The organism is Caulobacter sp. Root1455 (assembly GCF_001426905.1).
Classification (GTDB): domain Bacteria; phylum Pseudomonadota; class Alphaproteobacteria; order Caulobacterales; family Caulobacteraceae; genus Caulobacter.
Window position 1 is genome coordinate 626,294 of sequence record NZ_LMFQ01000024.1, and the last position, 22,495, is coordinate 648,788.

Genomic DNA, 22,495 nt, shown 5'->3' on the forward strand with positions numbered 1-22,495 from the left:
GCCGAAGGCTGACGGATGAGGGGTCTCTCAAACGAAGCCCGCCGCGACCGGCCTTTCGGTTGATCGCGGCGGTGATGTCCTTCAACCCCTCACCCGACCTCGCTTCGCGAGGCCACCCTCTCCCGCAAGGGGAGAGGGAAAATTACGCCGCCTCCCCCCGCGCCCGGGCGCCGGGGTCGTAGTTGAGGATCGGCGACAGCCACTTCTCGGCCTTGGCCAGGTCCCAGCCCTTTCGGCGGGCGTAATCCTCGACCTGGTCGAGATCGACCTTGCCGACGCCGAAATAGTGCGACTGCGGGTGGCTGAAATAGAAGCCCGACACCGCCGCCCCGGGGCTCATGGCGTAGCTCTCGGTCAGGATCATGCCGGTGGCCGCTTCGGCGTCCAGCAGCTTGAACAGGGTGCCCTTCTCGGTGTGGTCGGGCTGGGCCGGATAGCCGGGGGCCGGGCGGATGCCCCGGTACTTCTCGGCGATCATGATGTCGATGTCCTCGCGCTCGTCCTTGGCATAGCCCCACAGCTCGACACGAGCCTTGTAGTGCAGCCACTCGGCGAAGGCCTCGGCCAGGCGGTCTGCCAGGGCCGAGGCCATGATGGCGCTGTAGTCGTCGCCGGCCTCCTTGAAGCGCTTGACGATCTCGTCCTCGCCGTGGCCGGCGGTGACGGCGAAGCCGCCCATGTAGTCGCCCCCCTGCCCGATCGGCGCGACGAAGTCGGCCAAGGCCAGGTTGGCCTTGCCCTCGGACTTGTCCATCTGCTGGCGCAGGGTGAACAGGCGGGCCAGTTCGGTCGAGCGGCTTTCGTCCGTATAGAGAACGATGTCGTCGCCGTCGGCCTGGGCCGGCCAGAAGCCGACCACGCCCTTGGCCCCGAACCACTTCTCGGCGACGACCTTGTCGAGCATCTCGCGGGCGTCGCGATAGAGGTCGGTGGCGGCCTCGCCGACCACGTCGTCCTCCAGGATCTGCGGGAAGCGGCCGATCAGCTCCCAGCTGGCGAAGAACGGCGACCAGTCGATGAACGGGACCAGCTCCTCCAGCGACGGCTCGAAGGCGCGCGCGCCGATGAAGCTGGGCTTGGGCGGCGCATAGCCGTTCCAGTCGATGTCGAACTTGCGCTTGCGGGCGTCGGCGATCTTGGTGCGCGCCTTGGCCGTCTGGCCGCGGGCGTACTGCTCGCGGATGCGGACATATTCGGCGCGGGTCTCGGCCTGCAGGCGATCCCGTTCGCTGGCCGACAGCAGGCCCGAGACCACGCCCACGGCCCGGCTGGCGTCCAGCACATAGGTGGTGGAGCCCTTGTGGTAGGCCGGCTCGATCTTGACCGCGGTGTGGGTGCGGCTGGTGGTGGCCCCGCCGATCAGCAGCGGCATTGTGAAGCCCTGGCGCTCCATCTCCGACGCCACGAACACCATCTCGTCCAGCGACGGGGTGATCAGGCCCGACAGGCCGATCATGTCGACGTTGTGCTTCCTGGCCTCTTCCAGAATGCGGTCGGCCGGGACCATCACGCCCAGGTCGATGACCTCGTAGTTGTTGCACTGCAGAACCACGCCGACGATGTTCTTGCCGATGTCGTGGACGTCGCCCTTGACGGTGGCCATCAGGATGCGGCCGGCCTGCTCGCGCGGCTTGCCGGCCTTCTCGGCCTCCATGAACGGCTCCAGCCAGGCCACGGCCTGCTTCATCACCCGGGCCGACTTGACCACCTGGGGCAGGAACATCTTGCCCGAGCCGAACAGGTCGCCGACCACGTTCATGCCGTCCATCAGGTGGCCTTCGATCACGTGCAGGGGCCGCTCGACCGACAGGCGCGCCTCTTCCGTGTCCTGATCGATATAGTCGGTGATGCCGTTGACCAGGGCGTGGGTGATGCGCTCGTTCACCGAGCCCTTGCGCCATTCCAGGTTGGCGGTCTGGACCTGGCTCTTGTCGCCCTTGTAGCGCGGGGCCATGTCGACCAGCCGCTCGGTGTTGGAAACGTTGGTGCGCTGCGGGCGGTTGAGGATCACGTCCTCGACGGCCTCGCGCAGTTCGGCGTCCAGGGTGTCGTAGACCGGCAGGTCGCCGGCGTTGACGATGCCCATGTCCATGCCCGCCTCGATGGCGTGGTACAGGAACACCGAGTGGATGGCCCGGCGCACCGGCTCGTTGCCGCGGAAGCTGAACGAGACGTTCGACACCCCGCCCGAGACGCGGGCGTAGGGGCAGCGCTTCTTGATCTCGCGCGTGGCCTCGATGAAGTCGACGGCGTAGTTGTCGTGCTCCTCGATCCCGGTCGCCACGGCGAAGATGTTGGGGTCGAAGATGATGTCTTCCGGTGGGAAGCCCACCTTGTCGACCAGGATGCGGTAGGCCTTCTCGCAGATCTCGATCTTGCGGGCGGCGGTGTCGGCCTGGCCGACCTCGTCGAAGGCCATGACCACCACGGCCGCGCCGTAGCGCAGGCACAGCTTGGCCTGCTCGATGAACTTGGCCTCGCCTTCCTTCATCGAGATCGAGTTGACGATGGCCTTGCCCTGCACGCACTTCAGGCCGGCCTCGATCACCTCCCACTTGGAGCTGTCGATCATCACCGGCGCCCGGGCGATGTCGGGCTCGGCCGCCATCAGGTTCAGGAAGGTGATCATGGCCTGCTTCGAATCCAGCAGGCCCTCGTCCATGTTGACGTCGATGACCTGGGCGCCGGCCTCGACCTGCTGGCGGGCCACCGACAGGGCGGCCGGATAGTCGCCCTCGACCACCAGCTTCTTGAACTTGGCCGAGCCGGTGACGTTGGTGCGCTCACCAATGTTGACGAAGACAGGTCTCATTGGGCGGTGCTCAAGGTCGATTGCAGGGCGGCGATCTGGATCAGCCACGCGTCGTGGTCGTCACCTTCCTGCCAGAGTTCGTCGAGTTCGGAGGCCGGGGCGACCACGCGCGCCAGGGCCGAGCGGGCCAGGGCGACAGCCCCTTCCGGCGGCGCGCCGAGGGCGGCCTTCAGCTCGCGGTGATTGTCGGGCAGGATCGTCACGTCGCCGACCGAGGCGGCGACGATGGCGGCGGCGGCCACGGCGATCTGCCCCTCCGGCGCTTCCAGATAGCCCGCCGTCCTGGTCACGTGGTCGAGGATCTGCACCACCGTGCGCCAGTCGGCCGCCTCGGCCAGGTCGTCGATGAAATCCAAGGCGTCGTCGTTGTCGAAAGGTCCATGGGCCCAAGCGCTCATGATCAGGCCGCCCCTTCGCTGACGTGTTTGGCGCGGGCGACCGCCAGGGCGATCTGGCCGTCGAGGAAGTCGCGGAACGCGATGCCCTGGGCCTTCAGCGACTTGGGATACAGCGACGCGGCGGTCATGCCCGGCAGGGTGTTGATCTCCAGGAAGATCGGGCCGTTCGGGGTGACGATGAAGTCGCTGCGCGAATAACCGCCGGCCCCGACGGTCTTGTGGGCCTTCAGGGCGGCCTCCTGCATGGCGGCGTTGACCTGCGGCGCGAACGTGGCCGGGCAGATCTCTTCGGTCGTCTTGGCCAGGTACTTGCCGACATAGTCGAAGGCGCCGTCAGCCGGGCGGATCTCGACCGGCGGCAGGGCGAACACCTTGCCGTCCTGCTCCAGCACCCCGCAGGTGGCCTCGGCGCCGGCCACGAAAGGCTCGATCACATAGGCCTCGCGGGCGGCGGCGGCCTTCAGGGTCTCCAGGTCGGCGGCTTCGTTGACGAAGATCAGGCCGTAGCTGGAGCCGTCGGCCACCGGCTTGGCGACCAGCTTGCCGTACTTGGCCAGGGCGGCCTCGGCGTCGGTCAGGGCCACGGTCGAGGGCGCGACGACGCCGGCCTTGGCCACGGCGGCCTTGGTGGCGATCTTGTCGAAGGCCAGGCGGCTGGACTGGCTGTCCGAGCCGGTGAAGGCCACGCCGCGCGCCTCGCACAGGGCCGCCAGGTCGCCGTTCTCGGCCGCGCCGCCGTGCATGCCCAGCACCAGCACGCGGTCCTCGGCCTTGGCCTTGTCGAGCGCGGCTTCGACGCCACCGATCGGCGCGCCCTCGGTGGGCAGGTCGATCTCGAACGGCCGCTCGTGGGCCTGCAGCACGGCGTCGCTGGCCACATAGACCTGGTCGTCGGGGGCCCAGAACCACAGGTCGGCGTCCGGCAAGGCGGCGGACAACGCCTTGGCGCTGGCCACCGACACCAGGCGCTCGCGGCTCATGCCGCCGAAAAGAAGAGTCGTACGCATCGTCTTGATCTCTAGGCCAGCTCGAACGGTTCCAGGCCCGCCAGGCGCATGGCCTTCGGGCGCTCGGGGATGGCGCGGGGCTTCACGCCGCGCACTTCGTCGGCCACGTGCTTGATGTGGTCGGGGGTGGTGCCGCAGCAACCGCCCAGGATGTTGACGATGCCGTCCTTGGCCCACTCGTGCAGCTGGTGACCGGTCTGGTGCGGCTCCTCGTCGTACTCGCCCATGGCGTTGGGCAGGCCGGCGTTGGGATAGGCGGCGACCAGCGTGTCGGCGATGCGGGCCATCTCGGCGATGTGCGGGCGCATCAGGTCCGCCCCCAGGGCGCAGTTGAAGCCCACGGCGAACGGCTTGCAGTGCTTGATCGAGTTCCAGAAGGCTTCGGCCGTCTGGCCGGACAGGGTGCGGCCCGAGCGGTCGGTGATGGTGCCGCTGATCCAGATCGGCAGCTCCTCGTAGCCCTCGTCGACCAGGTCCATGATCGCCTTGATCGCGGCCTTGCAGTTCAGGGTGTCGGTGATGGTCTCGATCAGGAACAGGTCGACGCCGCCGTCGTGCAGCGCCGCCGCCTGCTCGCGATAGGCCTGGTAGACCTGGTCGAAGGTCACCTTGCGCGCGCCCGGATCGTTCACGTCCGACGACATCGACAGCATCACGTTCAGCGGCCCGATCGAGCCGGCCACGAAGCGCGGCTTTTCCGGCTCCTTGGCCAGCCACTCGTCGGCCACCGAACGGGCGATGCGCGCGCCCTCGAAGTTGATGTCGCGCACCACGTCGCTGCCCAGCCGATAGTCGGCCTGGGCGATGGTGGTGCCCGAGAAGGTGTTGGTCTCGGAGATGTCGGCCCCGGCCGCGTAGTACTGGTGGTGCAGGTCGGCGACGATGTCCGGCCGGGTCAGGCACAGGATGTCGTTGTTGCCCTTCATCTGGCCGTCGTAGTCGGCGAAGCGCTCGGCGCGGTAGTCGGCCTCGGCCAGCTTGCGCTTCTGGAACATCACGCCCCACGAGCCGTCGAGGATCAGGATGCGTTCCTTGGCGGCGGCCTTCAGGGCGGCAATGCGCCCCGCTCGGGTGGTGAGATCGGTCATGGTCGGCTCCTGCCGGAGGATCGGGCTCCGGCCGTTCGGGTCTTTCTAGCGCTTCGCGAGGAAGCGGGACTCAATTCTGCTCGCTCCGGCCGGAGCCGGGACGAGGATCACGGTTTGCGAGCGCTTTCCTGGCGCGCCAGCTCCTTGTCGAACGCTTCCTCCGAGGTGGTGGCGTAGCGGGCGATTTCCGTTGGGTCGACGAAGGCGTTGACGTCGCCGGCCAGCATCTTCTTGCGCTTGGCCAGCAGGTCGGCCTGCTCCTCGTGGCTGGGCAGCATCACGTCGGTGGGCAGGGCCTTCAGCTTGGCGAAGGTGGCGCGATAGTCGGCGACGATGTTTTTGTAGGTCTTGTTGCCGACCAGCACGTTGCCCGCCACCGAGGTCGAGCAGTTGAAGGTGACGTTCAGCGGCCGGCCGCGGTCGATCACCTGGGTGGTCCAGGTGGTGCAGCCGATCGTGTGGCCCGGCGTCAGGTGGGCGACCAGGGTGGTCTCGCCGAGCTTCAGCTTCTGGCCCTCGCCGAACGCCTTGTCGACCTTGACCGCCGGGAACGGCGTCAGGCCGTTGTCGTTGTCGCCGAAGTGCTGCCCCTTTTTTACCGCCGGTTCGTCCGGCCGCGAGATCCAGACCTTGGCGCCGGTGTCGGCCTTGAGCTGGGCCAGCCCGCCGGCGTGGTCGAAATGGGCGTGGCTGTTGATCAGGACCTTCACGTCCGAGAGCTTGAAGCCCAGCGCCTGGATATTGGCCTCGATCAGCTTCGCGCCCGCGGCCGAAGGCCCGCTGTCGAGCAGGACGTGGCCTTGCGACGACGAGATCAGCCAGGCCGACAGCCCTTCGGAGCCGACATAGTAGATGTTGCCGACGACCCGATAGGGCCGGATCGGCTTGGACCAGCTGGCCGGCTGATTGTCGACGATCGTCGTCGCTCCCTGGACCGGGATCGCCAGGGCCAGGGCGGCCAGAAATATTGACGCCGTTCGTTTCATGCCGCCGCCTCCGAGGGCGCCGGCGCGGCCTCGCGCACGCCCAGCACGCGGCAGATCGCATAGACCAGGTCGGCCCGGTTCAGGGTGTAGAAGTGGAAGTCGCCGAAGCCCTGCTCCTGCAGCTTGGCGCACATCTCGGCGGCCACGGAGCAGGCGAGCAGGCGGCGGGTGTCGGCGTCCTCGTCCAGGCCGTCGAAGATGTTGGCCAGCCAGCCGGGCACCGCCGTCTGGCAGGCGGCCGACATCTTCAACAGGCCCTTGAAGTTGGTCACCGGCATGATGCCGGGCACGATCGGGATGGTGATCCCGGCGGCCCGCACCTTGTCGACGAACCGCAGGAAGGCGTCCGTGTCGAAGAAGAACTGGCTGATGGCCAGGGTGGCGCCGGCGTCGATCTTGGCCTTCAGCACCTCGATGTCGTGTTCGATCGACGGGCTTTCGGGATGCTTTTCCGGATAGACGCCGACCAGCACGTTGAACGGCGCGATCGAGGTCAGGGCCGCGGTCAGTTCGGTGGCGTTCTTGTAGCCATCCTCGCGCGGCACATAGACGCCGCCGATGCCGCCCTCGCCGGGAGGCGGATCACCGCGCAGCGACACCACGTGGCGCACGCCGCTCTCCCAGTATTCGCGGATCACCTCGTCGACCTCGGCGCGGCTGGCGCCGACGCAGGTCAGGTGGGCGGCGGGCTTCAGACTGGTCTCCGCGAGGATGCGCTTGACCGTGCGGTGCGTGCGCTCGCGCGTCGAGCCGCCGGCCCCGTAGGTCACCGAGACGAAGGCCGGGTCCAGAGGGGCCAGGCGCTTGATCGCCGACCACAGGTTCTCTTCCATCTGCTCGGTCTTGGGTGGGAAGAATTCGAACGAGACGCGCGGACGGTCGGTGCGTTCGCCGGCGCGGGCGACCGGACCGAGAACACGGCGGGGGGCGGAAACGGTCATGCGGCGCTTCTTTCGGCGTTTCGAACGGCGGGACGGCGCGCCGTCCAGATCTTCACGGTCAACCCCTCGGCCGAGGTCGGCGGCAGGGCGATGTTGGCGTCCGGGACCAGGCCGGCGGCCTCGATCCACGGGATGATCTCGGCGTCGGCGAAGCCGAGGCGGCGGTGCTGGTGGTTTTCGCGCAGGAACTCGTGATCGTGCGGCGCGAAGTCGGCGATCAGCAACAGCCCGCCGTCGGCCACCAGCCGGGCGGCCTCGGCCACAGCCGCGGCGGGGTCGCCCAGATAATGCAGCACCTGGTGAACGGTCACCAGATCCGCGCAACCGTTCGGCAGACCGGTGGCGAAGATGTCGCCGTGACGCAGCTCGCACCGCACGAGACCGGCCTTGGCCACCTCGTCACGGGCGATGTTGAGCATCTGCTGCGACAAATCCAGCCCCACGGCCGCGTTGGCGCGGCTGCCGAGGAGCGTCAGCATGCGGCCCGATCCCGCGCCCAGATCGACCATCTCGCCGAAGGGGCCCTCGCCCGCCGCCTGCAGGATGGCGGCCTCGACCTCGGCCTCGTCGACGTAGAGCGAGCGGATTTCGTTCCAGCGCGCGGCGTTACGGGCGAAATAGGCCTGGGCGCCGGCCGCGCGTTCGGCGCGCACCAGGGCCAGCCGCTCGGCGTCGCCCAGGGCGACGGGATCTTGCGGGTCGATCAGGTCCAGGATCCGGCCGATCACGGCTCGGCCGGGCGATTCCAGGGCCAGGCGGTAGAACACCCAGGCGCCGTCCGGAAAGCGTTCGACCAGCCCGGCCTCGGCCAGCAGCTTGAGGTGCCGCGACACCCGAGGCTGGCTCTGGTCCAGAATCCGGCACAGCTCCAACACCGACAGCTCTTCGGCCGCCAGCAGGGCCAGCACGCGCAGGCGGGTCGACTCCCCCGCCGCGCGCAGTAGATCCACGACCTGTTCGGATGCTATCTTCATGGGGACATAAAGATATCCTTATGTCCGATTTGGCAAGCTAAATCCGAACCCGCCGCCCCGCGCGACGTCGACTTTCAAATCGGCCGGCGCGGTAAACTATGCCTCGGGAGGCTCTTTCGACGGCTCCCAAAGCTCAATCTTCACCCCGGCCGGGTCGATCAGCCAGGCGAACCGGCCCATGTCCTCGTCCTGACGTCCGGTCGGCTCCACCCCCTCGGCGGCCGCCCTGGCCAGCACGCCGTCCAGGTCATCGACGATGAAGTTGATCATGAACGACGCCTGCGACGGTTCGAAATAGTGGGTGTCGGCCGCGAACGGCGACCAGTTCGTGCCGCCGACCCGCGGATGCTCGAACGCGACCCCGCCCCATTCGGACACCTCGAAGCCCAGCACGCGCGCGTACCATGCGCCCACGGCGGCCGGATCCTCGGCCTTGAAGAACACGCCGCCCAAGCCCAGCACCTTGGCCATCTAGCCCTCCTCCGCATCGGAACACGGATCGGGCGCCCCCAGATCCTTGGCCCAAGCCTGCGACCAAGCCTGTAATGGCGCAAGGGCGTCCAGCAGTTGGCCGCCGCGCGGCGTCAGGCGATAGCCGCCGGCCGCGGCCACCACACCGGCGGCCCGCAGCTCGCCCAGGCGGGCGTTGAGCGTGCCAGGAGGCAGCTCGGCCGCCGCCTGCAGGGCGCGGAAGGTCAGGACCGCGTCGTCGCGCAGCTCCCACAGGATCCGCAGCGCGCCGCGTCGCCCCATCAGGTCCAGCGCCGCCATGACCGGTCGGCCCGTCGTCGAGCCGCGCACCGGCCCGCCGGGCAGCGGCGCTTCGGTAATTGCTTCAATTTTTGTAGCGGACTCGGATTTCACCATGATACAGATTCTGTAGCACGAGGAGACCACCATGTCCGCTCACGCCACGAACACCCGCATCGCCCCGGCGCGCATTCCACCGGCCCAGGCGCCCTATCCCGCCGCCGTCCAGGAAACCCTCGATCGCCTGAAGACGCCCGGCGACCAGCCGCTGTCGCTGTTCCGCACCCTGGCCCGCGACCCGCGGCTGTTCGCCCGCTTCACGGGCGGCGGCCTGCTCGACAAAGGCCATCTGAGCCTGGCCGAGCGCGAGATCGTCATCCATCGGATCTGCGCCCTGAACGGCGCGGCCTACGAGTGGGGCGTGCACGCGGCGATCTTCGCGGACGCCGCCGGACTGAACGCCGAGCGGCTGGCGGCCACGACGACCCCGGGGATCGCCGCCTGCTGGACGCCGCGCGAGGCGCTGCTGATCACGTTCTGCGACGCGGTCAACGCCAGGGCCGACGTCGACGACGCCCTGTGGGCCCGCCTGTCCGAGGCCTTCGACGAGGAAGCCCGGATCGAGCTGATGATGCTGGCCGGCTTCTACCGGACGGTCAGCCTGCTGACGAACGGCCTCCGGCTGGCGCCCGAACCGTTCGCCACGCCCTTTCCGGCCTAGACGTCCACCGGCGAGGCCAGGGCCTCGCCCTTGAAGAACCGGCGCAGGTTCTCGACCGTCAGCCCGACCATGGCCGGGATGCTGTCGAGGGTGGCGCCGGCCGTGTGGGGCGTCAGCACGGTGTGCGGCACGCCCGCCCAGCGCGAGGCGGGCGTCGGCTCGTGGTCGAACACGTCCAGCCCCGCCATGCCCAGCCGGCCGTCCTTGAGGGCGGCGATCAGGGCGTCCTCGTCGACCAGCGAGCCGCGCGCCACGTTGACCAGCAGGCCCTGCGGCCCGAGCGCCTCGATGACCGCCTGGTTGATCATGTGGCGGTTGGTGGCGTCGGGACGGGCGCAGACCACCAGGATGTCGCTGTCCTTGGCCAGATCGAGCAAGGTCTTGGCGCGCGGACGTTCGGTCTCCTTGGGACGCGGCGCCCACCACGACACCTTCAGCTCGAACGCCTCCAGGCGCTGTGCCACCGCCTCGCCGATATGGCCCAGGCCGACGATCCCGGCCTTGCGGCCGCGCAGGCCGTGGCGAGGGCTCATCCGCTCCATGGTGGTCCAGTGGCCGCTGCGTAGCTTCTGGTCGCCCTCGACGATGCCGCGCCAGGCGGCCAGCACCAGGCCCACGGCGTGGTCGGCGACATCGGCGGCGTTCAGGCCGGTCGAATGGGTGACGGCGATGCCGTGCTGCTTGCACCACGGCACGTCGACGCCGTCATAGCCGACGCTGACGCAGGCGATCAGGCCCAACCGGGGCATCTCGGCCAGCAGATCCTTGGCCAGCACGATCTCGCCCGCATGGACGACGGCCCGCACCTGGCGCCCCGGCCCGTCCAGGAACGCCAGGCGGTCGGGATAGTCCCACAGCCGGTGCACCTGGTACGCCCCCTCGAGAAGCGGCTGCAACGGCGTCAGCATCTCGTGCGAAAGAGCGATGTGGGGCTTTTCGGCGGGGGTTTGAGGCATTCTTCTTCTCCATCCCGGACAACGCGCGCGACTCGCGAGCCGCGCATCCGCAACCTGTTCCTGAAAGATCGGGATCAGTGTGGCGGGATCAAGCTACTCCAGTTCCTAACGAACGCCATTGCCGGTCAGGTCCCGCGATAGTGATCGATTGACGTCCCCGAGCACGGCCGCGAAAGGCCAAGCTGTGAACCGGCGCCGCGCCGAGGGGTTTCTTCTGCCGACGCGTCCTGTTGGCGCGCCAGGCCTGGAGAATAGTCCCATGATGATCAGAACGCTCGCCGCCGGCGTCGCGCTGGCCGCGCTCGTCTCGGGCGCCGCTTCGGCCGCGCCGCAAGCCAAGGCCTCCGGGGTCGTGGCCGGCCCGTCGCAGCCGATCCCCTATGCCCAGCTGGACGCCTATCTGAAGGCCTCGCCCAAGGCGCGGGCCAGCAAGGACTGGTGGAGCGGCTCGGCCTCGACCGGCATGTCGGCCGACACCTCGGCCACGACGTCGACCACGACGACCACGACGACCACCACCCCGGCTCCCGACACCTCGGTGAACCCGCCGGCTTCGACCAGCATGCCCTCGGACTCCTCGACCAGCATGCCGTCCACGCCGCCGACCATGCCGGAGTCCGGCACGCCGGCGCCGGGCTCGAACCTGCCCGGCTCGACCACGACGCCCGGCGCGCCGACCGAACCGAAGTAGGCTCGGCCCAAACCACAACGGGGCGGCCTTCGCAGGCCGCCCCGTCCGATGTTTCTCCCGAAGCGCCCGCGGTCTAGCGCGCGAACTTCTGGAACTTGATGCGCTTGGGGATCAGGCTGTCGGCGCCCAGGCGGCGCTTCTTGTCTTCCTCGTACATCTCGAAGTTGCCTTCGAACCATTCGACGTGGCTGTCGCCCTCGAAGGCCAGGATGTGGGTCGCCAGGCGGTCCAGGAACCAGCGATCGTGGCTGATGACCACGGCGCAGCCCGCGAACTCTTCCAGAGCCTCCTCCAGGGCCTGCAAGGTTTCGATGTCCAGGTCGTTGGTCGGTTCGTCCAGCAGCAGCAGGTTGCCGCCGGTGGCCAGGGTCTTGGCCAGGTGGACGCGGTTGCGCTCACCGCCCGACAGCAGGCCGACCTTCTTCTGCTGGTCGCCGCCCTTGAAGTTGAAGCTGCCGACATAGGCGCGGGAATTGATCTCGCGCTTGCCGACGATCATCACGTCGGTGCCGCCGCTGATCTCTTCCCAGATGGTCTTGTTGGCGTCCAGCGCGTCGCGCGACTGGTCGACATAGGACAGCTTGACGGTCTCGCCGACCTTGACCGTGCCCTGGTCGGGCTGCTCGCGGCCGGTGATCAGCTTGAACAGGGTCGACTTGCCGGCGCCGTTCGGGCCGATGACGCCGACGATGCCGTTGGGCGGCAGCTTGAACGACAGGTCCTTGAACAGCACCTTGTCGCCGTATTCCTTCTCCAGGCCGGTGACTTCCAGCACCACATTGCCCAGGCGCGGGCCGGGCGGGATCTGGATGTGGGCGTGGGTCTGGGCGGCGCGGGCGTTCTCCTGCGCGGCGACCATTTCCTCGTACGACGCCAGACGGGCCTTGGACTTGGACTGACGGGCCTTGGGGGAGCTGCGGACCCATTCCAGTTCGCGGGTCAGGGCGCGCTGGCGGGACTCGGACTCCGACTGCTCCTGAACGACGCGCTTCTGCTTCTGCTCCAGCCAGCCGGAATAGTTGCCCTCGTAGGGGATGCCCTTGCCGCGATCCAGCTCCAGCGTCCACTTGGTGACCTGGTCCAGGAAGTAGCGATCGTGGGTGACCAGGATCACGCAGCCCGGGAAGCTTTCCAGGTGGTGCTGCAGCCAGGCCACCGACTCGGCGTCCAGGTGGTTGGTCGGTTCGTCCAGCAGCATGATGTCGGGCTTGCTGAGCAGCAGGCGCGCCAGGGCGATGCGGCGCTTTTCACCGCCCGACAGGTCCGCGATGCTGGCGTCGTTGGGCGGGCAGCGCAGGGCGTTGATGGCCATCTCGACCTTGGAGTCGATGTCCCACAGGTCGCGGGCGTCGATGATCTCCTGGAGCTTGGTCATCTCCTCCATCAGCTCGTCGGAATATTCCTCGCCGAGCTTGTTGGCGGCCTCGTTGTATTTGTCGAAGATCTGCTTGTCCTCGCAGTCGGCGATGACATTGCCCCAGACGTCCTTGGTCGGGTCAAGCACCGGCTCCTGCGGCAGGTAGCCCCGGCGCACGCCCTCGGCGGCGCGGGCCTCGCCCGAGAACTGGTCGTCCAGGCCGGCCATGATCTTCAGCAGGGTCGACTTACCCGAACCGTTGACGCCCACCACGCCGATCTTGGCGTCGGAATAGAACGACAGCCAGATGTTCTCGAAGATCTTCTTGCCGCCTGGGAAGGCCTTGGTCAGGCCCTGCATCTGGAAAATATATTGCTGAGCCATGGGGGGCGTCGGTTCTCGCTGGAGCGGGGGATCGGGGGTCGGGCGCTCAGATAGCCTCCGGGACGGGATTCCGCAATGTTCCCGGCCGGCGCGCGGGTGCGACAGCCCGTCACCCGGTTGTCGCCGACCCGTCGGAAACCCGACATCAAACTGTCGACGCGCTGTCGCCGGCCGCTGTTACCGCAGCTCTCCAAGCCGGCGCCGCTCCCTTTTTTTTTTGAGCGTCGGCGTGGGGATCCAAATCATGAAACGACACCTGATGCTCGGCGGGGCCCTGTGCGCCTTGCTGTCGGCCGCGCCGCTCCTGGCCCTGGCCGCCGAAACCGCGCCCGCGGCCGCCGCGGCCCTTCCCAACGCCAGCGAGGCCGACGCCAACGAAGTCGACGCCGTCATCGTGCTGGGCCAGGGCCAGAGCCGCCAGGTCCAGACCATCAACACCACCCAGATCGAGGTGCTGGCCGCCGGCTCGAGCCCGCTGCGCGCCGTCGAGAAGCTGCCGGGCGTCAGCTTCCAATCGGCCGACGCGTTCGGCGCCTACGAGTGGTCGACCCGCGTCGCCATCCGCGGCTTCGACCAGAGCCGCCTGGGCTTCACCCTGGACGGCGTGCCGCTGGGCGACATGAGCTACGGCAACTACAACGGCCTGCACGTCAGCCGCGCGGTCACCAGCGAGGACCTGGGCAAGGTCGAGCTGGCACAGGGCGCCGGCTCGCTGTCGACCGCCTCGACCAGCAACCTCGGCGGCACGCTGCAGTTCTTCACCCGCGACCCGTCGCGCGAGTTCCACGTCCAGACCAACGCCACCGTCGGCTCGGACAACATGCACCGGGTGTTCGGCCGGCTCGACACCGGGGCCATCGAGGGCCTGGGCGGCCTGCGCGGCTATGTCTCGGCGGTCGACCAGAAGGCCGACAAGTGGAAAGGCGGCAGCGAGCAGAAGCAGCGCCAGTACGACGCCAAGCTCGTGCTGCCCCTGGGCGAGACCGGCTCGCTGACCGCGTTCTGGAACCACTCCGAGCGTCGCGAACAGGACTACCAGGACATGTCGTTCGACATGATCAAGCGCCTGGGCCGCGACTGGGACAATTTCCAGCCCGACTGGAACAAGGCGACCGGCGTCGGCGCCGTGCTCAACAACCCGGCCTATTACGCCGGCCCCAACCCGATCCTGAGCGGCGGCTACTGGACCGGCGTCGGGACCAACCCCTACGCCCAGTACGGCGTGGCCACGCCTGACGACGCCTACTACGCCGGCGCCGGCATCCGCGACGACGACCTCTACGCCGTCGCCCTCAAGCACGACCTGGGCGAGACGGCCCGCTTCGACCTGACCGGCTACGGCCACAAGAACCAAGGCCAGGGCCTGTGGTACACGCCCTACACCGTCAGCCCCGGCTACGGCACGGCCGGCTCGACCGCCGCGCCGCTGTCGATCCGCACCACCGAGTACGACATCGACCGCAAGGGCCTGATCGGCAACGTCTATGTCGACCTGGGCGGGCATGCGATCAGCGCCGGCTTCTGGACCGAGGACAACGACTTCCACCAGGCCCGCCGGTTCTACGCCGAGACCCTGGCGGCTCCGTCGCGCGACCCGCTGGACTTCCAGTCCAACCCGTTCTTCACGCAGTGGGAGTACAAGTTCAACACCAAGACCACGACCGGCTACATCCAGGACGTCTGGACGATCAACGACGCCTTGAAGGTCAATTTCGGCTTCAAGGCCCTGAAGGTCGAGAACGAGGTGACCTCGGTCGTCGGCGCCGTGAACGGCAAGATCCAGTCCGAGGACAGCTTCCTGCCCCAGGTGGGCGTCGTCTATAACTTCAACAACGGCATCGAGCTGTTCGGTGGTTATACCGAGAACATGGCCGCCTTCGTCTCGGCCGCCACCTCGGGTCCGTTCGCCTCGCAGAACCAGTCGGTCGTCAACTACATCCGCGACAACCTCGAGCCCGAGACCTCCAAGACCTTCGAAAGCGGCGTCCGCTACAAGACCGACCGCTTCCAGGGCGTGGCCGCGTTCTATCACGTCGACTTCGAGAACCGCCTGGACAGCGCCAGCACGGCCCCGCCGATCCTGGGCCTGCCGGCGGTGTTGTCGAACGTCGGCTCGGTCAAGACCCAGGGCGTCGAGCTGGCCGGTCAGTTCCTGATGACCGACGCCTGGTCGGTGTACGGCTCCTACGCCTACAACGGCTCGACCTACCAGGACGATGTCCCCGGCGCCGGCGGCGCGGTGGCCATGCACACCAAGGACAAGGACGTGATCTACACGCCCGAGCACCTGTTCAAGGCGGTGCTGAGCTATGACAAGGGCACGGGCGTGTTCGCCAATCTCGGCGTCAGCTACACCAGCTCGCGCTGGTATACGTTCGAGAACAACGGCGGCCACGTCGAGGGTTTCACGGTGGCCGACCTGACGCTGGGCTACCGCTTCGACGGCGAGACCAACGCCTGGCTGCGCGGCCTGGATATCCAGGCCAACATCACCAACCTGACCGACGAGGACTACATCTCGACGGTCGGCTCGGGCGGCGCGGCCAAGGCCGACCCGACCGGCCAGGCCATGACCCTGCTGCCGGGCGCCCCGCGCCAGGCCTATCTGACGATCCGCAAGCAGTTCTAGGGCGCGGCGTCAGCGAACAGACGGAGGGCCGGGAGCGATCCCGGCCCTTTTCGTGTCCGGACAAGATTTCACGACTGTCCCGACACGGCTTTTCTGGCCTTTCGCGGCAAGGCGGGCCGTCCTCGGGGCATGACCGACACACCCTCCCCCTCCCCCGCTCCTCGTCACGCCGCTGCAAGCGTTCGGCGCGAGGTGATCGAGATCGTCCGCACCACCGGCGCCGGCCTCGCCATCGCCCTGGCCTTGCGGGTCGTCGTCTTTCAGCCCTTCACCATCCCCTCCTCCTCGATGGAGCCGGGCCTCGTCACGGGCGACTACATCGTGGTCTCGAAACTGGCCTATGGCTGGAGCCGCGCGTCGTTTCCCCTGAACCCGCCGCTGTTCGAAGGGCGCCTGTTGGGGCGCTCGGCTAAGCGCGGCGACGTGGTGGTGTTCCGGCTGCCGCGCGATCCCGCCCAGACCTGGGTCAAGCGCGTGATCGGCCTGCCCGGCGACCGGGTCCAGGTCCGCGGCGCTCAGGTCTTCGTCAATGGCGAGGCCATCCCGCGGACGCCCTTGGGCGTGACCCGGGACCACGACGCGCCGCAGCGGCGGGTGTTGGCGATCGGCGAGCGCGCCCCGAACGGCCAAGCCTACGTCACCTACGACGGCGGCCCCGGCCAGCCCGGCGACGACACGGACGTCTATGTCGTCCCGGCCGGCCAGTATTTCGTGATGGGCGACAATCGCGACAACTCGCTGGACAGCCGCTTTCCCCGCGAACTGGGCGTGGGCCTGCTGCCCGCCGAGAACCTGGTCGGCAGGGCCAAGTTCGTGCTGCTGTCCTGGCGTTCGGGAGCCGCGCTTCTCAAGCCCTGGACGTGGCTGAACTTGCAGGTGGACCGCTTTCTCAAACCGATCCGATAGCGGCTGGGGACATGCCCTCGCGGCGTGTCCCCGGCTCAGCGCCGGCTGAATTCCTCGAGGCTCAGAGCGCCGTCGTGGTTGGCGTCCAGGCGATCGAAGGCCGCGTGAGCCGCGATCGGTCGGGCCAGCGAGGGAGCGGCGACCGCACCGACCGCCAGGCCGGCCAAGGCGGCGGCCAGGACGCGCCAGACGAGGTTGGACCGGCTGGGTTTGGTCGCGCGGCCGGCCAGTTCCCGGTCGATGAAGATCCGGACGGCCTCGCTGGCGGTGCTCCGCGTCTCGCGGCATCGCGCCATGAAGGCGGTCTTGGTCTCGTGCGGGAGACGGACCTCGAGCACTTCGCTTTTCTTGAGCGGTTTTCCAGCGTTCATGGAACACCCTTTCAGACGTTCCCAACGGCTAGCACTTTTCCGCGCGCGCAAAAAGAAAGCCCGGCCAAAAGACCGGGCTTGAAGTCATTAGGGAGGAAACGCCCAGAAGGGCAGAGGCGCTCGGCGCCTCACGGGTGCCTGTTACCGCTAACATGGATGGGGTTGCAAGCGATTCCTGCCGGGCGCGGCGAGCTGACGCACCCGCCGCGCCCCATGCGTTCCCGCTTAGGCCTGTTCCTCCTCGTACTGAACCGGGGCGGCGTCGACCGCCAGGCCCAGCTTCTCGGACATCAGCAGGGTCAGCAGGGCCTGCATAACGCCGCCGTTGGCGCCGCCCTCCCCGCCGGCCCCGGTGATCGACACCTTGGGCACCACGTCGACGCCGCTGGTCTCCAGGGCCTGAGCGAAGCGTTCGGCGACCTGGCGGGCCAGCTGGTAGCGGGCGCCGCCCGAGGCCTCGACCTGGCTGGCGATGGCCTCGGCGGTGGCCAGACCCACCTTGGTCACCTTCTCGGCCTCGGCCCGGGCCAGGGCCACGACCTTGCCGGCCTCGCCCTCGCCGAGCAGCCGGATGGCGTCGGCGTCGGCCTTGGCCAGGGTCCGGCGCTGCTGGGCCTCCTGCTCCGAGCGGGCCAGGTTGGCCTTACCGGCGTTCTGCTGCACCTGGATCGACAGCTGGCTCTCGGTGATCGCCGTCTGCTGCTTGGCGAAGGCTTCCGCCTCGCGCAGCTCGCGCTCCTTCTGGGCGGCGAACTTCTGCCGCTCGTAGGTGCCGACCTGCTCGTCGGCGATCTGCCGCTGGCGCAGCTGGGTCAGGATCTTCTCGATCTGGTCGTCGCCGCTGGCCGACGGACGCGGCGTGCCGATCAGCACCTCCTGCAGCTCGAGGTTATAGAGGCCGAACTTGGCCTTCATCTCCTCGCTCGACTGGCTCTGGATCGCGCTGCGGTCCTGCAACAGTTCGATCAGGGTGCGGGTCTGGCCGATGTTCTTGAAGTAGGCGCTGACCATCGGGTCCAGGGTCTGCTCGACCAGCTTCTTGATGTCGCCGAACCGTTGGATGACCAGCGGCGCCTTGCGGTAGTCGATGTGGACCACGACCGAGACCGGCAGGGTCGGCTCGAACGCGTCGCGGGTGATCAGCGACACCTCGGCCAGGTTCTCGTCAAACTTGTGCGAGCCCACGGCCATCGTCTCCCACTTCAGGATGAAGTTGGTCGTCGGCACCATGGTCACGCGGCCGGCATAGGTGTTGAAGGCGTACTTGCCCGGCAGCAGCGGGTCGCGCCACACGCCGCGCTCGCCGTTGGCCACCAGCTCGCCGTGGCGATAGCCCTCGCCCGAAGTGTCGGCGCCCAGCGCGCCGGTGTAGGACACCACCACGCCCACCTGGCCGACCTCGACTACGGTCTTGTTGATCCGCTCGACCGTCGCGAACAGCCGGTTGATGTAGTAGGTGCCCTCGACCAGCACCTGCAGCTGGCGACCCTTGCGGCCGCCGGCGGCGAGGAACTTGCCGGCCTCCTGGAAGCTGTTGTGATAGGTCGCGTGATCCTCGGGGTCGGTCCCGACCAGCGGCGCGATCAGCTCGCCCGACGGCAGTCCAGGGCCGTCATGGACGGTGATCACCCCGATCTGGTCGTCTGCGTCCTTGATCACCACCGGCTCGAAGCCGCCGCGTTCCTCGATGATCTCGGCCATCTGGGCCAGCAGGGCCGCTTCGTCGCGGTCCAGGCTGAGCGCGAAGGTGCGGTCCTTGGTCACCACCACGAACTGGGCCAGGTTGATGGCGTAGGCGCCCTCGCGCAGGATCTTGCGCTGCGGCCCCTTCTGCCCGCCGGCCTCGAGGAAGGCGCGGGCGTTCTGGAAGTCGACGCCGTCGGGATGGGTGGCCAGCGTCTGGTCGGCCTCGAGCGGCGCGCCGTCGCGGGCGAAGACATAGCCGACCCGCCCCTGCGGGATCGTCACCAGGGTCTGGACGTGCAGCCGGTACTGGAACGGGAAGAAGAAATGCAGGCCGCCGCGCAGGACGTCGGGCTGGAAGCCGGCCTCCTCCTTCAGCGCGATCAGGCCGCCGGCAATCGAACCGCGCCGGCTCCACAGCTTCTCGACCACCGCCACGCGGTTGTTGCCGATGTAGCGGACCATGCCCGAGAGCGCGACAAACACCGCCGAAGCGAGCACGACAAAAAGCGCCGAACCGACAAGCGGTCCCAACGCCATGACGTTAGACATTTAGGTAGCCCCATATGGCCGCCTGGGAAGCGATCATCGCTCCATGAAACAGCGGCCAAGCTTCAGGTATGCATGCTGCGGCGCAACGCAATCATGGGGCGATCACATCGGATCACGGACGCGGGATAAGGATTACGGCACGTTCATGTGGAGTAGGTCCTCCCCCCGTAGGGGAGGCGGCGCGAAGGCGCCGGTGGGGGAAGCAGACCCACCTTACGCAAACTCCCCCTCCGTCGGCTTCGCCGACACCTCCCCCGTGGGGGGAGGATCTAACTTTCCCTGCTGACAACAGTCGCGCTTCCCCATAGCGTCCCGCGCCATGATCAGACCCTCGCTCCTGGCCATCGCGGCCTGCCTCGCCCTGACCTCGCCCGTGATGGCGGAAAAACTGACCCCGGAGCGGATCTTCGCCGACCCGGCCCTGAACGGTCCCACCGCCAAGGGCGTGGCCCTGTCGCCCGACGGCAAGCGCGTCACCTATCTGAAGGGCAAGGCCGAGGCGGCCAACGTCCAGGATCTGTGGGCGGCCGACGTCAAGGGCGGCGAGCCCTATCGCCTGATCGACTCGGCGGCCCTGTCGGCCGGCGCCAAGGAGCTGTCGGAGGCCGAGAAGGCCCGCCGCGAACGGGCCCGCGTCTCGGCCCGCGGCATCGTCGAATACAGCTGGGACGAGGAAGGCCGCTTCATCCTGGTGCCGCTGGACGGCGACCTCTATCTGGACAGCGTCGCCGACGGCAAGGTCACCCGCGTCACCCAGACCCCGGGCGACGAGGTCGACGCTAAGGTCTCGCCCAAGGGCGGCTTCGTCTCCTACGTCCGCGACCAGAACCTCTACATCAAACCGCTGGCGGGCGGGGCCGAGAAGGCCCTGACCACCGAGGGCAAGGACGCCCTGTCGTTCGGCACGGCCGAGTTCGTCGCCCAGGAGGAAATGGACCGCTTCACCGGCTATTGGTGGAACCCCAACGAAACCAGCATCGCCTATACCCGCGTCGATGAAACCACCGTCGACGTCGTCCCCCGGGCCGACATCGGTCCAGGCGGCGCCACGGTGGTCGAGCAGCGCTATCCGCGCGCCGGCCGCCCCAACGCCGTGGTCGACCTGTTCGTCCAGGACCTGGCCACCGGCAAGGTCGTCCAGATCGACCTCGGACCCAACAAGGACATCTATGTCGCCCGCGTCGACTGGTCGGCCGACGGCAAGACCCTGTACGTCCAGCGCCAGACCCGCGACCAGAAGACCGTCGAGCTGATCGCCTACGACCCGGCCAAGGGCCCCAACCCGATGGTGAAGGGCAAGACGATCGTCACCGACACCGACGCCCACTGGATCGAGCTTTCCGACGACTTCCATCCGCTCAAGGACGGCAGCTTCCTGTGGTCGTCCGAGAAGTCGGGCTGCAAGCACCTCTACCACTACGCCGCCAGCGGCAAGCTGATCGCCCAGGTCACCCAGGGCGACTGGCCCGTCGCCGATCTGGAAGGCGTCGATGAGGCCCGCAAGGTCGCGATCTTCTCGGCCTCGATCGACACCCCGCTGGAGCGCCGGATCTACGAGGTCTCCTATGCCAAACCCGGCAAGCCCAAGGCCCTGACCCCGGCCGGCGGCTGGTGGACCGCCAAGGTCGCCGAGACCGGCGGCGCCTTCACCGCCGGCTACAGCGATCCCAAGACCCCGCCCCAGACCGCGCTCTATGACGCGACCGGCAAGCGCGTGCGCTGGATCGAGGAGAACAAGCTGGCCGAGGGTCACCCCTACTGGCCCTACGCCGCCACCCTGCCCGTTCCCGAGTACGGCACGCTGAAGGCCGCCGACGGCGAGGTCCTGCACTACGAGATCCTCAAGCCGATCGGCTTCGATCCGGCCAAGAAGTATCCGGCCATCGTCTCGGTCTATGGCGGCCCGCACGCCCAGACCGTCAGCCGGTCCTGGCAGAAGGTCGGCGAGCGTCCGTATCTCGAGGACGGCTACGTCATCTTCAAGCTGGACAATCGCGGCAGCACCAACCGCTCGGCCAAGTTCAAGCGCGCCCTGGACCGCCGCATGGGCACGGTCGAGGTCGAGGACCAGCTGGCCGGCGCCAAGTTCCTGGCCGGCCTGCCCTATGTCGATCCCGAGAAGCTGGGCGTGATGGGCTGGTCGTACGGCGGGTTCATGACCCTGATGCTGATGACCGCCCCCGACACCCCGTTCAAGGCCGGGGCCGCGGGCGCTCCGCCCACGGAGTGGGGCCTCTACGATACGCACTACACCGAGCAGTTCATGGGCAAGCCGGACGAGAACAAGGACGGCTACGCCAATTCGGACGTGGTCAATCGCCTCAAGGCCCTCAAGCCGAACAGCCTGCTGCTGCTGCACGGCATGGCCGACGACAACGTCATCTTCGAAAACAGCACCCGTCTGATCGCGGCCCTGCAGAAGAACGCCATTCCGTTCGAGATGATGCTCTATCCGGGCGAACGCCACAGCGCGCCCGGCAGCAAGACCAAGGGCCTACATGTGCTGAAGACGCACCTGGAGTTCTTCGATCGCCAGCTGAAGGGCCAGTAGGCTCGCTGGCGTCAGCATTCAACGCCGTGCGTAGTCCTCGTCCTTCGACAAGCTCAGGATGAGGACTATTGTACGGGCCGTGGCGGCAGAAAACCTCATCCTGAGCTTGTCGCCAAAACAACCTGGGGGACGAGGTTTTCGCTTCCGCATGCGTGCCGGTCCGCCCTAGATTTCCAAGGCCTCAAGCACGAACCCAGCCCGCGCGGCCACATCGATCTTCGGCAGGATCGAGACCGCGTAGCCCAACCGCTCGTAGACCTCCAGCAACCGCTCGTATTCGGCCCGCGCCGCCTCGAAGTCGTGGGGTCGCTCGAGGTCGTTGACGTAGATCTCCGGCCACGGCGGGGTCAGGAACACCCGCTCATGAAAGCGATAGGCGCGGCCCAGCGGCTCCAGCACCGCCTCGCCGGTCGCCTGCGCCAGGGCCGCCGCCGCGTCGACGAGGCCCCGGTCGAAGAACACCCAGCCGTCCAGCCCCTCGGCCGTGGTCCGGTCCGCCAGGGCCATGGCGACCGCCCGCCGCGCGAAGGCCTCCGCATCCACCCACGGCAAGGCCGCGCCGCCGCCCGCCAGTTCCTCCCGCACGATCCGCCGGCCGGGCTCCTCGATCACGGCATGGCCGCGTTGCGCGAGTGCGGCCAGCAAGGTGGATTTGCCCCCGCCCGAGCAGCCGGAGATCACGACGAAACGATTCATGTTGGCCTCCGATTTAACGTGAGATCACACCCACTTGCCCCC

18 protein-coding genes and 2 pseudogenes are annotated in these 22,495 nt (G+C 68.0%); 6 read left to right on the forward strand and 14 right to left on the reverse strand.

Annotated elements, in window-relative coordinates:
- Positions 1–142 precede the first annotated feature (142 nt).
- The 9 genes from metH to ASD21_RS20595 form a co-directional block, all read right to left on the reverse strand.
- On the reverse strand, positions 143–2,812 hold the full coding sequence (gene metH / locus ASD21_RS20555) for a methionine synthase (protein WP_056445760.1): 2,670 nt from the start codon (positions 2,810–2,812) through the stop codon (positions 143–145).
- Positions 2,809–3,210 (reverse strand): DUF4259 domain-containing protein, encoded by a 402-nt coding sequence (locus ASD21_RS20560; RefSeq protein ID WP_056445763.1) that lies wholly within the window; start codon positions 3,208–3,210, stop codon positions 2,809–2,811. Before ASD21_RS20560 ends, metH begins: the two co-directional genes overlap by 4 nt.
- 2 nt (positions 3,211–3,212) lie before the next feature.
- On the reverse strand, positions 3,213–4,217 hold the full coding sequence (locus ASD21_RS20565; protein WP_056445765.1) for a D-alanine--D-alanine ligase family protein: 1,005 nt from the start codon (positions 4,215–4,217) through the stop codon (positions 3,213–3,215).
- An 11-nt stretch (positions 4,218–4,228) separates the two neighbouring features.
- A complete protein-coding gene (locus ASD21_RS20570) occupies positions 4,229–5,305 on the reverse strand; it encodes a homocysteine S-methyltransferase family protein (protein WP_056445768.1) in 1,077 nt (358 codons plus the stop codon).
- A 107-nt stretch (positions 5,306–5,412) separates the two neighbouring features.
- Positions 5,413–6,291, reverse strand: a complete 879-nt coding sequence (gene blaCAU / locus ASD21_RS20575; protein ID WP_056445770.1) for a CAU/MBL1b family subclass B3 metallo-beta-lactamase — start codon at positions 6,289–6,291, stop codon at positions 5,413–5,415.
- A complete protein-coding gene (gene metF / locus ASD21_RS20580; RefSeq protein ID WP_056445773.1) occupies positions 6,288–7,232 on the reverse strand; it encodes a methylenetetrahydrofolate reductase [NAD(P)H] in 945 nt (314 codons plus the stop codon). The genes blaCAU and metF overlap by 4 nt, the downstream gene beginning before the upstream one ends.
- Positions 7,229–8,206, reverse strand: a complete 978-nt coding sequence (locus tag ASD21_RS20585; RefSeq protein ID WP_056445776.1) for an ArsR/SmtB family transcription factor — start codon at positions 8,204–8,206, stop codon at positions 7,229–7,231. The genes metF and ASD21_RS20585 overlap by 4 nt, the downstream gene beginning before the upstream one ends.
- Positions 8,207–8,302: 96 nt before the next feature.
- Complete coding sequence (locus ASD21_RS20590; protein ID WP_056445778.1) at positions 8,303–8,677, reverse strand: VOC family protein; 375 nt, start codon at positions 8,675–8,677, stop codon at positions 8,303–8,305.
- Positions 8,678–9,073, reverse strand: coding sequence for a winged helix-turn-helix transcriptional regulator (locus tag ASD21_RS20595; protein ID WP_056446269.1), 396 nt, complete (start codon positions 9,071–9,073; stop codon positions 8,678–8,680). It lies immediately after the preceding gene.
- A 31-nt stretch (positions 9,074–9,104) separates the two neighbouring features.
- On the opposite strand from ASD21_RS20595, the pseudogene ASD21_RS24910 reads away from it, so the two are divergent.
- Both ASD21_RS24910 and ASD21_RS24915 read left to right on the forward strand, forming a co-directional pair.
- Positions 9,105–9,419 (forward strand): annotated as a pseudogene (locus ASD21_RS24910) (carboxymuconolactone decarboxylase family protein); the annotation flags it as partial.
- Between the two features lie 22 nt (positions 9,420–9,441).
- Positions 9,442–9,677 (forward strand): annotated as a pseudogene (locus ASD21_RS24915) (hypothetical protein); the annotation flags it as partial.
- Here ASD21_RS24915 and ASD21_RS20605 read toward each other — a convergent pair.
- A complete protein-coding gene (locus ASD21_RS20605; protein ID WP_056445783.1) occupies positions 9,674–10,633 on the reverse strand; it encodes a 2-hydroxyacid dehydrogenase in 960 nt (319 codons plus the stop codon). The pseudogene ASD21_RS24915 and the gene ASD21_RS20605 overlap by 4 nt on opposite strands.
- A gap of 259 nt (positions 10,634–10,892) precedes the next feature.
- Here ASD21_RS20605 and ASD21_RS20610 point away from each other — a divergent pair, with 259 nt between their 5' ends.
- Entirely contained in the window at positions 10,893–11,324 is a 432-nt protein-coding gene (locus ASD21_RS20610) for a hypothetical protein (protein ID WP_056445785.1), read from the forward strand.
- A gap of 73 nt (positions 11,325–11,397) precedes the next feature.
- Here the strand turns inward: ASD21_RS20610 and ettA are convergent, their stop codons facing one another.
- Entirely contained in the window at positions 11,398–13,065 is a 1,668-nt protein-coding gene (ettA, locus tag ASD21_RS20615; RefSeq protein ID WP_056445788.1) for an energy-dependent translational throttle protein EttA, read from the reverse strand.
- A 244-nt stretch (positions 13,066–13,309) separates the two neighbouring features.
- Between ettA and ASD21_RS20620 the strand changes: the two genes are divergently transcribed.
- Both ASD21_RS20620 and lepB read left to right on the forward strand, forming a co-directional pair.
- Positions 13,310–15,694, forward strand: coding sequence for a TonB-dependent receptor (locus ASD21_RS20620; protein WP_056446274.1), 2,385 nt, complete (start codon positions 13,310–13,312; stop codon positions 15,692–15,694).
- Between the two features lie 129 nt (positions 15,695–15,823).
- Complete coding sequence (lepB, locus tag ASD21_RS20625) at positions 15,824–16,600, forward strand: signal peptidase I (RefSeq protein WP_056445791.1); 777 nt, start codon at positions 15,824–15,826, stop codon at positions 16,598–16,600.
- A 35-nt stretch (positions 16,601–16,635) separates the two neighbouring features.
- Here the strand turns inward: lepB and ASD21_RS20630 are convergent, their stop codons facing one another.
- Positions 16,636–16,971, reverse strand: coding sequence for an EF-hand domain-containing protein (locus ASD21_RS20630; protein ID WP_056445794.1), 336 nt, complete (start codon positions 16,969–16,971; stop codon positions 16,636–16,638).
- Between the two features lie 225 nt (positions 16,972–17,196).
- A complete protein-coding gene (locus tag ASD21_RS20635; protein ID WP_156390819.1) occupies positions 17,197–19,206 on the reverse strand; it encodes an SPFH domain-containing protein in 2,010 nt (669 codons plus the stop codon).
- Positions 19,207–19,525: 319 nt separating this feature from the next.
- Between ASD21_RS20635 and ASD21_RS20640 the strand changes: the two genes are divergently transcribed.
- Positions 19,526–21,757 (forward strand): S9 family peptidase, encoded by a 2,232-nt coding sequence (locus tag ASD21_RS20640; RefSeq protein WP_056445800.1) that lies wholly within the window; start codon positions 19,526–19,528, stop codon positions 21,755–21,757.
- A 165-nt stretch (positions 21,758–21,922) separates the two neighbouring features.
- On the opposite strand, the gene ASD21_RS20645 is transcribed toward ASD21_RS20640, so the two are convergent.
- Complete coding sequence (locus ASD21_RS20645) at positions 21,923–22,453, reverse strand: AAA family ATPase (RefSeq protein WP_056445803.1); 531 nt, start codon at positions 22,451–22,453, stop codon at positions 21,923–21,925.
- Positions 22,454–22,495 lie beyond the last annotated feature (42 nt).

Coding starts and splice junctions, on each gene's coding strand:
- metH (WP_056445760.1), bottom strand. CDS start 2,812: ATGAGACCTGTCTTCGTCAACATTGGTGAGCGCACCAACGTCACCGGC.
- ASD21_RS20560 (WP_056445763.1), bottom strand. CDS start 3,210: ATGAGCGCTTGGGCCCATGGACCTTTCGACAACGACGACGCCTTGGAT.
- ASD21_RS20565 (WP_056445765.1), bottom strand. CDS start 4,217: ATGCGTACGACTCTTCTTTTCGGCGGCATGAGCCGCGAGCGCCTGGTG.
- ASD21_RS20570 (WP_056445768.1), bottom strand. CDS start 5,305: ATGACCGATCTCACCACCCGAGCGGGGCGCATTGCCGCCCTGAAGGCC.
- blaCAU (WP_056445770.1), bottom strand. CDS start 6,291: ATGAAACGAACGGCGTCAATATTTCTGGCCGCCCTGGCCCTGGCGATC.
- metF (WP_056445773.1), bottom strand. CDS start 7,232: ATGACCGTTTCCGCCCCCCGCCGTGTTCTCGGTCCGGTCGCCCGCGCC.
- ASD21_RS20585 (WP_056445776.1), bottom strand. CDS start 8,206: ATGAAGATAGCATCCGAACAGGTCGTGGATCTACTGCGCGCGGCGGGG.
- ASD21_RS20590 (WP_056445778.1), bottom strand. CDS start 8,677: ATGGCCAAGGTGCTGGGCTTGGGCGGCGTGTTCTTCAAGGCCGAGGAT.
- ASD21_RS20595 (WP_056446269.1), bottom strand. CDS start 9,073: ATGGTGAAATCCGAGTCCGCTACAAAAATTGAAGCAATTACCGAAGCG.
- ASD21_RS20605 (WP_056445783.1), bottom strand. CDS start 10,633: ATGCCTCAAACCCCCGCCGAAAAGCCCCACATCGCTCTTTCGCACGAG.
- ASD21_RS20610 (WP_056445785.1), top strand. CDS start 10,893: ATGATGATCAGAACGCTCGCCGCCGGCGTCGCGCTGGCCGCGCTCGTC.
- ettA (WP_056445788.1), bottom strand. CDS start 13,065: ATGGCTCAGCAATATATTTTCCAGATGCAGGGCCTGACCAAGGCCTTC.
- ASD21_RS20620 (WP_056446274.1), top strand. CDS start 13,310: ATGAAACGACACCTGATGCTCGGCGGGGCCCTGTGCGCCTTGCTGTCG.
- lepB (WP_056445791.1), top strand. CDS start 15,824: ATGACCGACACACCCTCCCCCTCCCCCGCTCCTCGTCACGCCGCTGCA.
- ASD21_RS20630 (WP_056445794.1), bottom strand. CDS start 16,971: ATGAACGCTGGAAAACCGCTCAAGAAAAGCGAAGTGCTCGAGGTCCGT.
- ASD21_RS20635 (WP_156390819.1), bottom strand. CDS start 19,206: ATGTCTAACGTCATGGCGTTGGGACCGCTTGTCGGTTCGGCGCTTTTT.
- ASD21_RS20640 (WP_056445800.1), top strand. CDS start 19,526: ATGATCAGACCCTCGCTCCTGGCCATCGCGGCCTGCCTCGCCCTGACC.
- ASD21_RS20645 (WP_056445803.1), bottom strand. CDS start 22,453: ATGAATCGTTTCGTCGTGATCTCCGGCTGCTCGGGCGGGGGCAAATCC.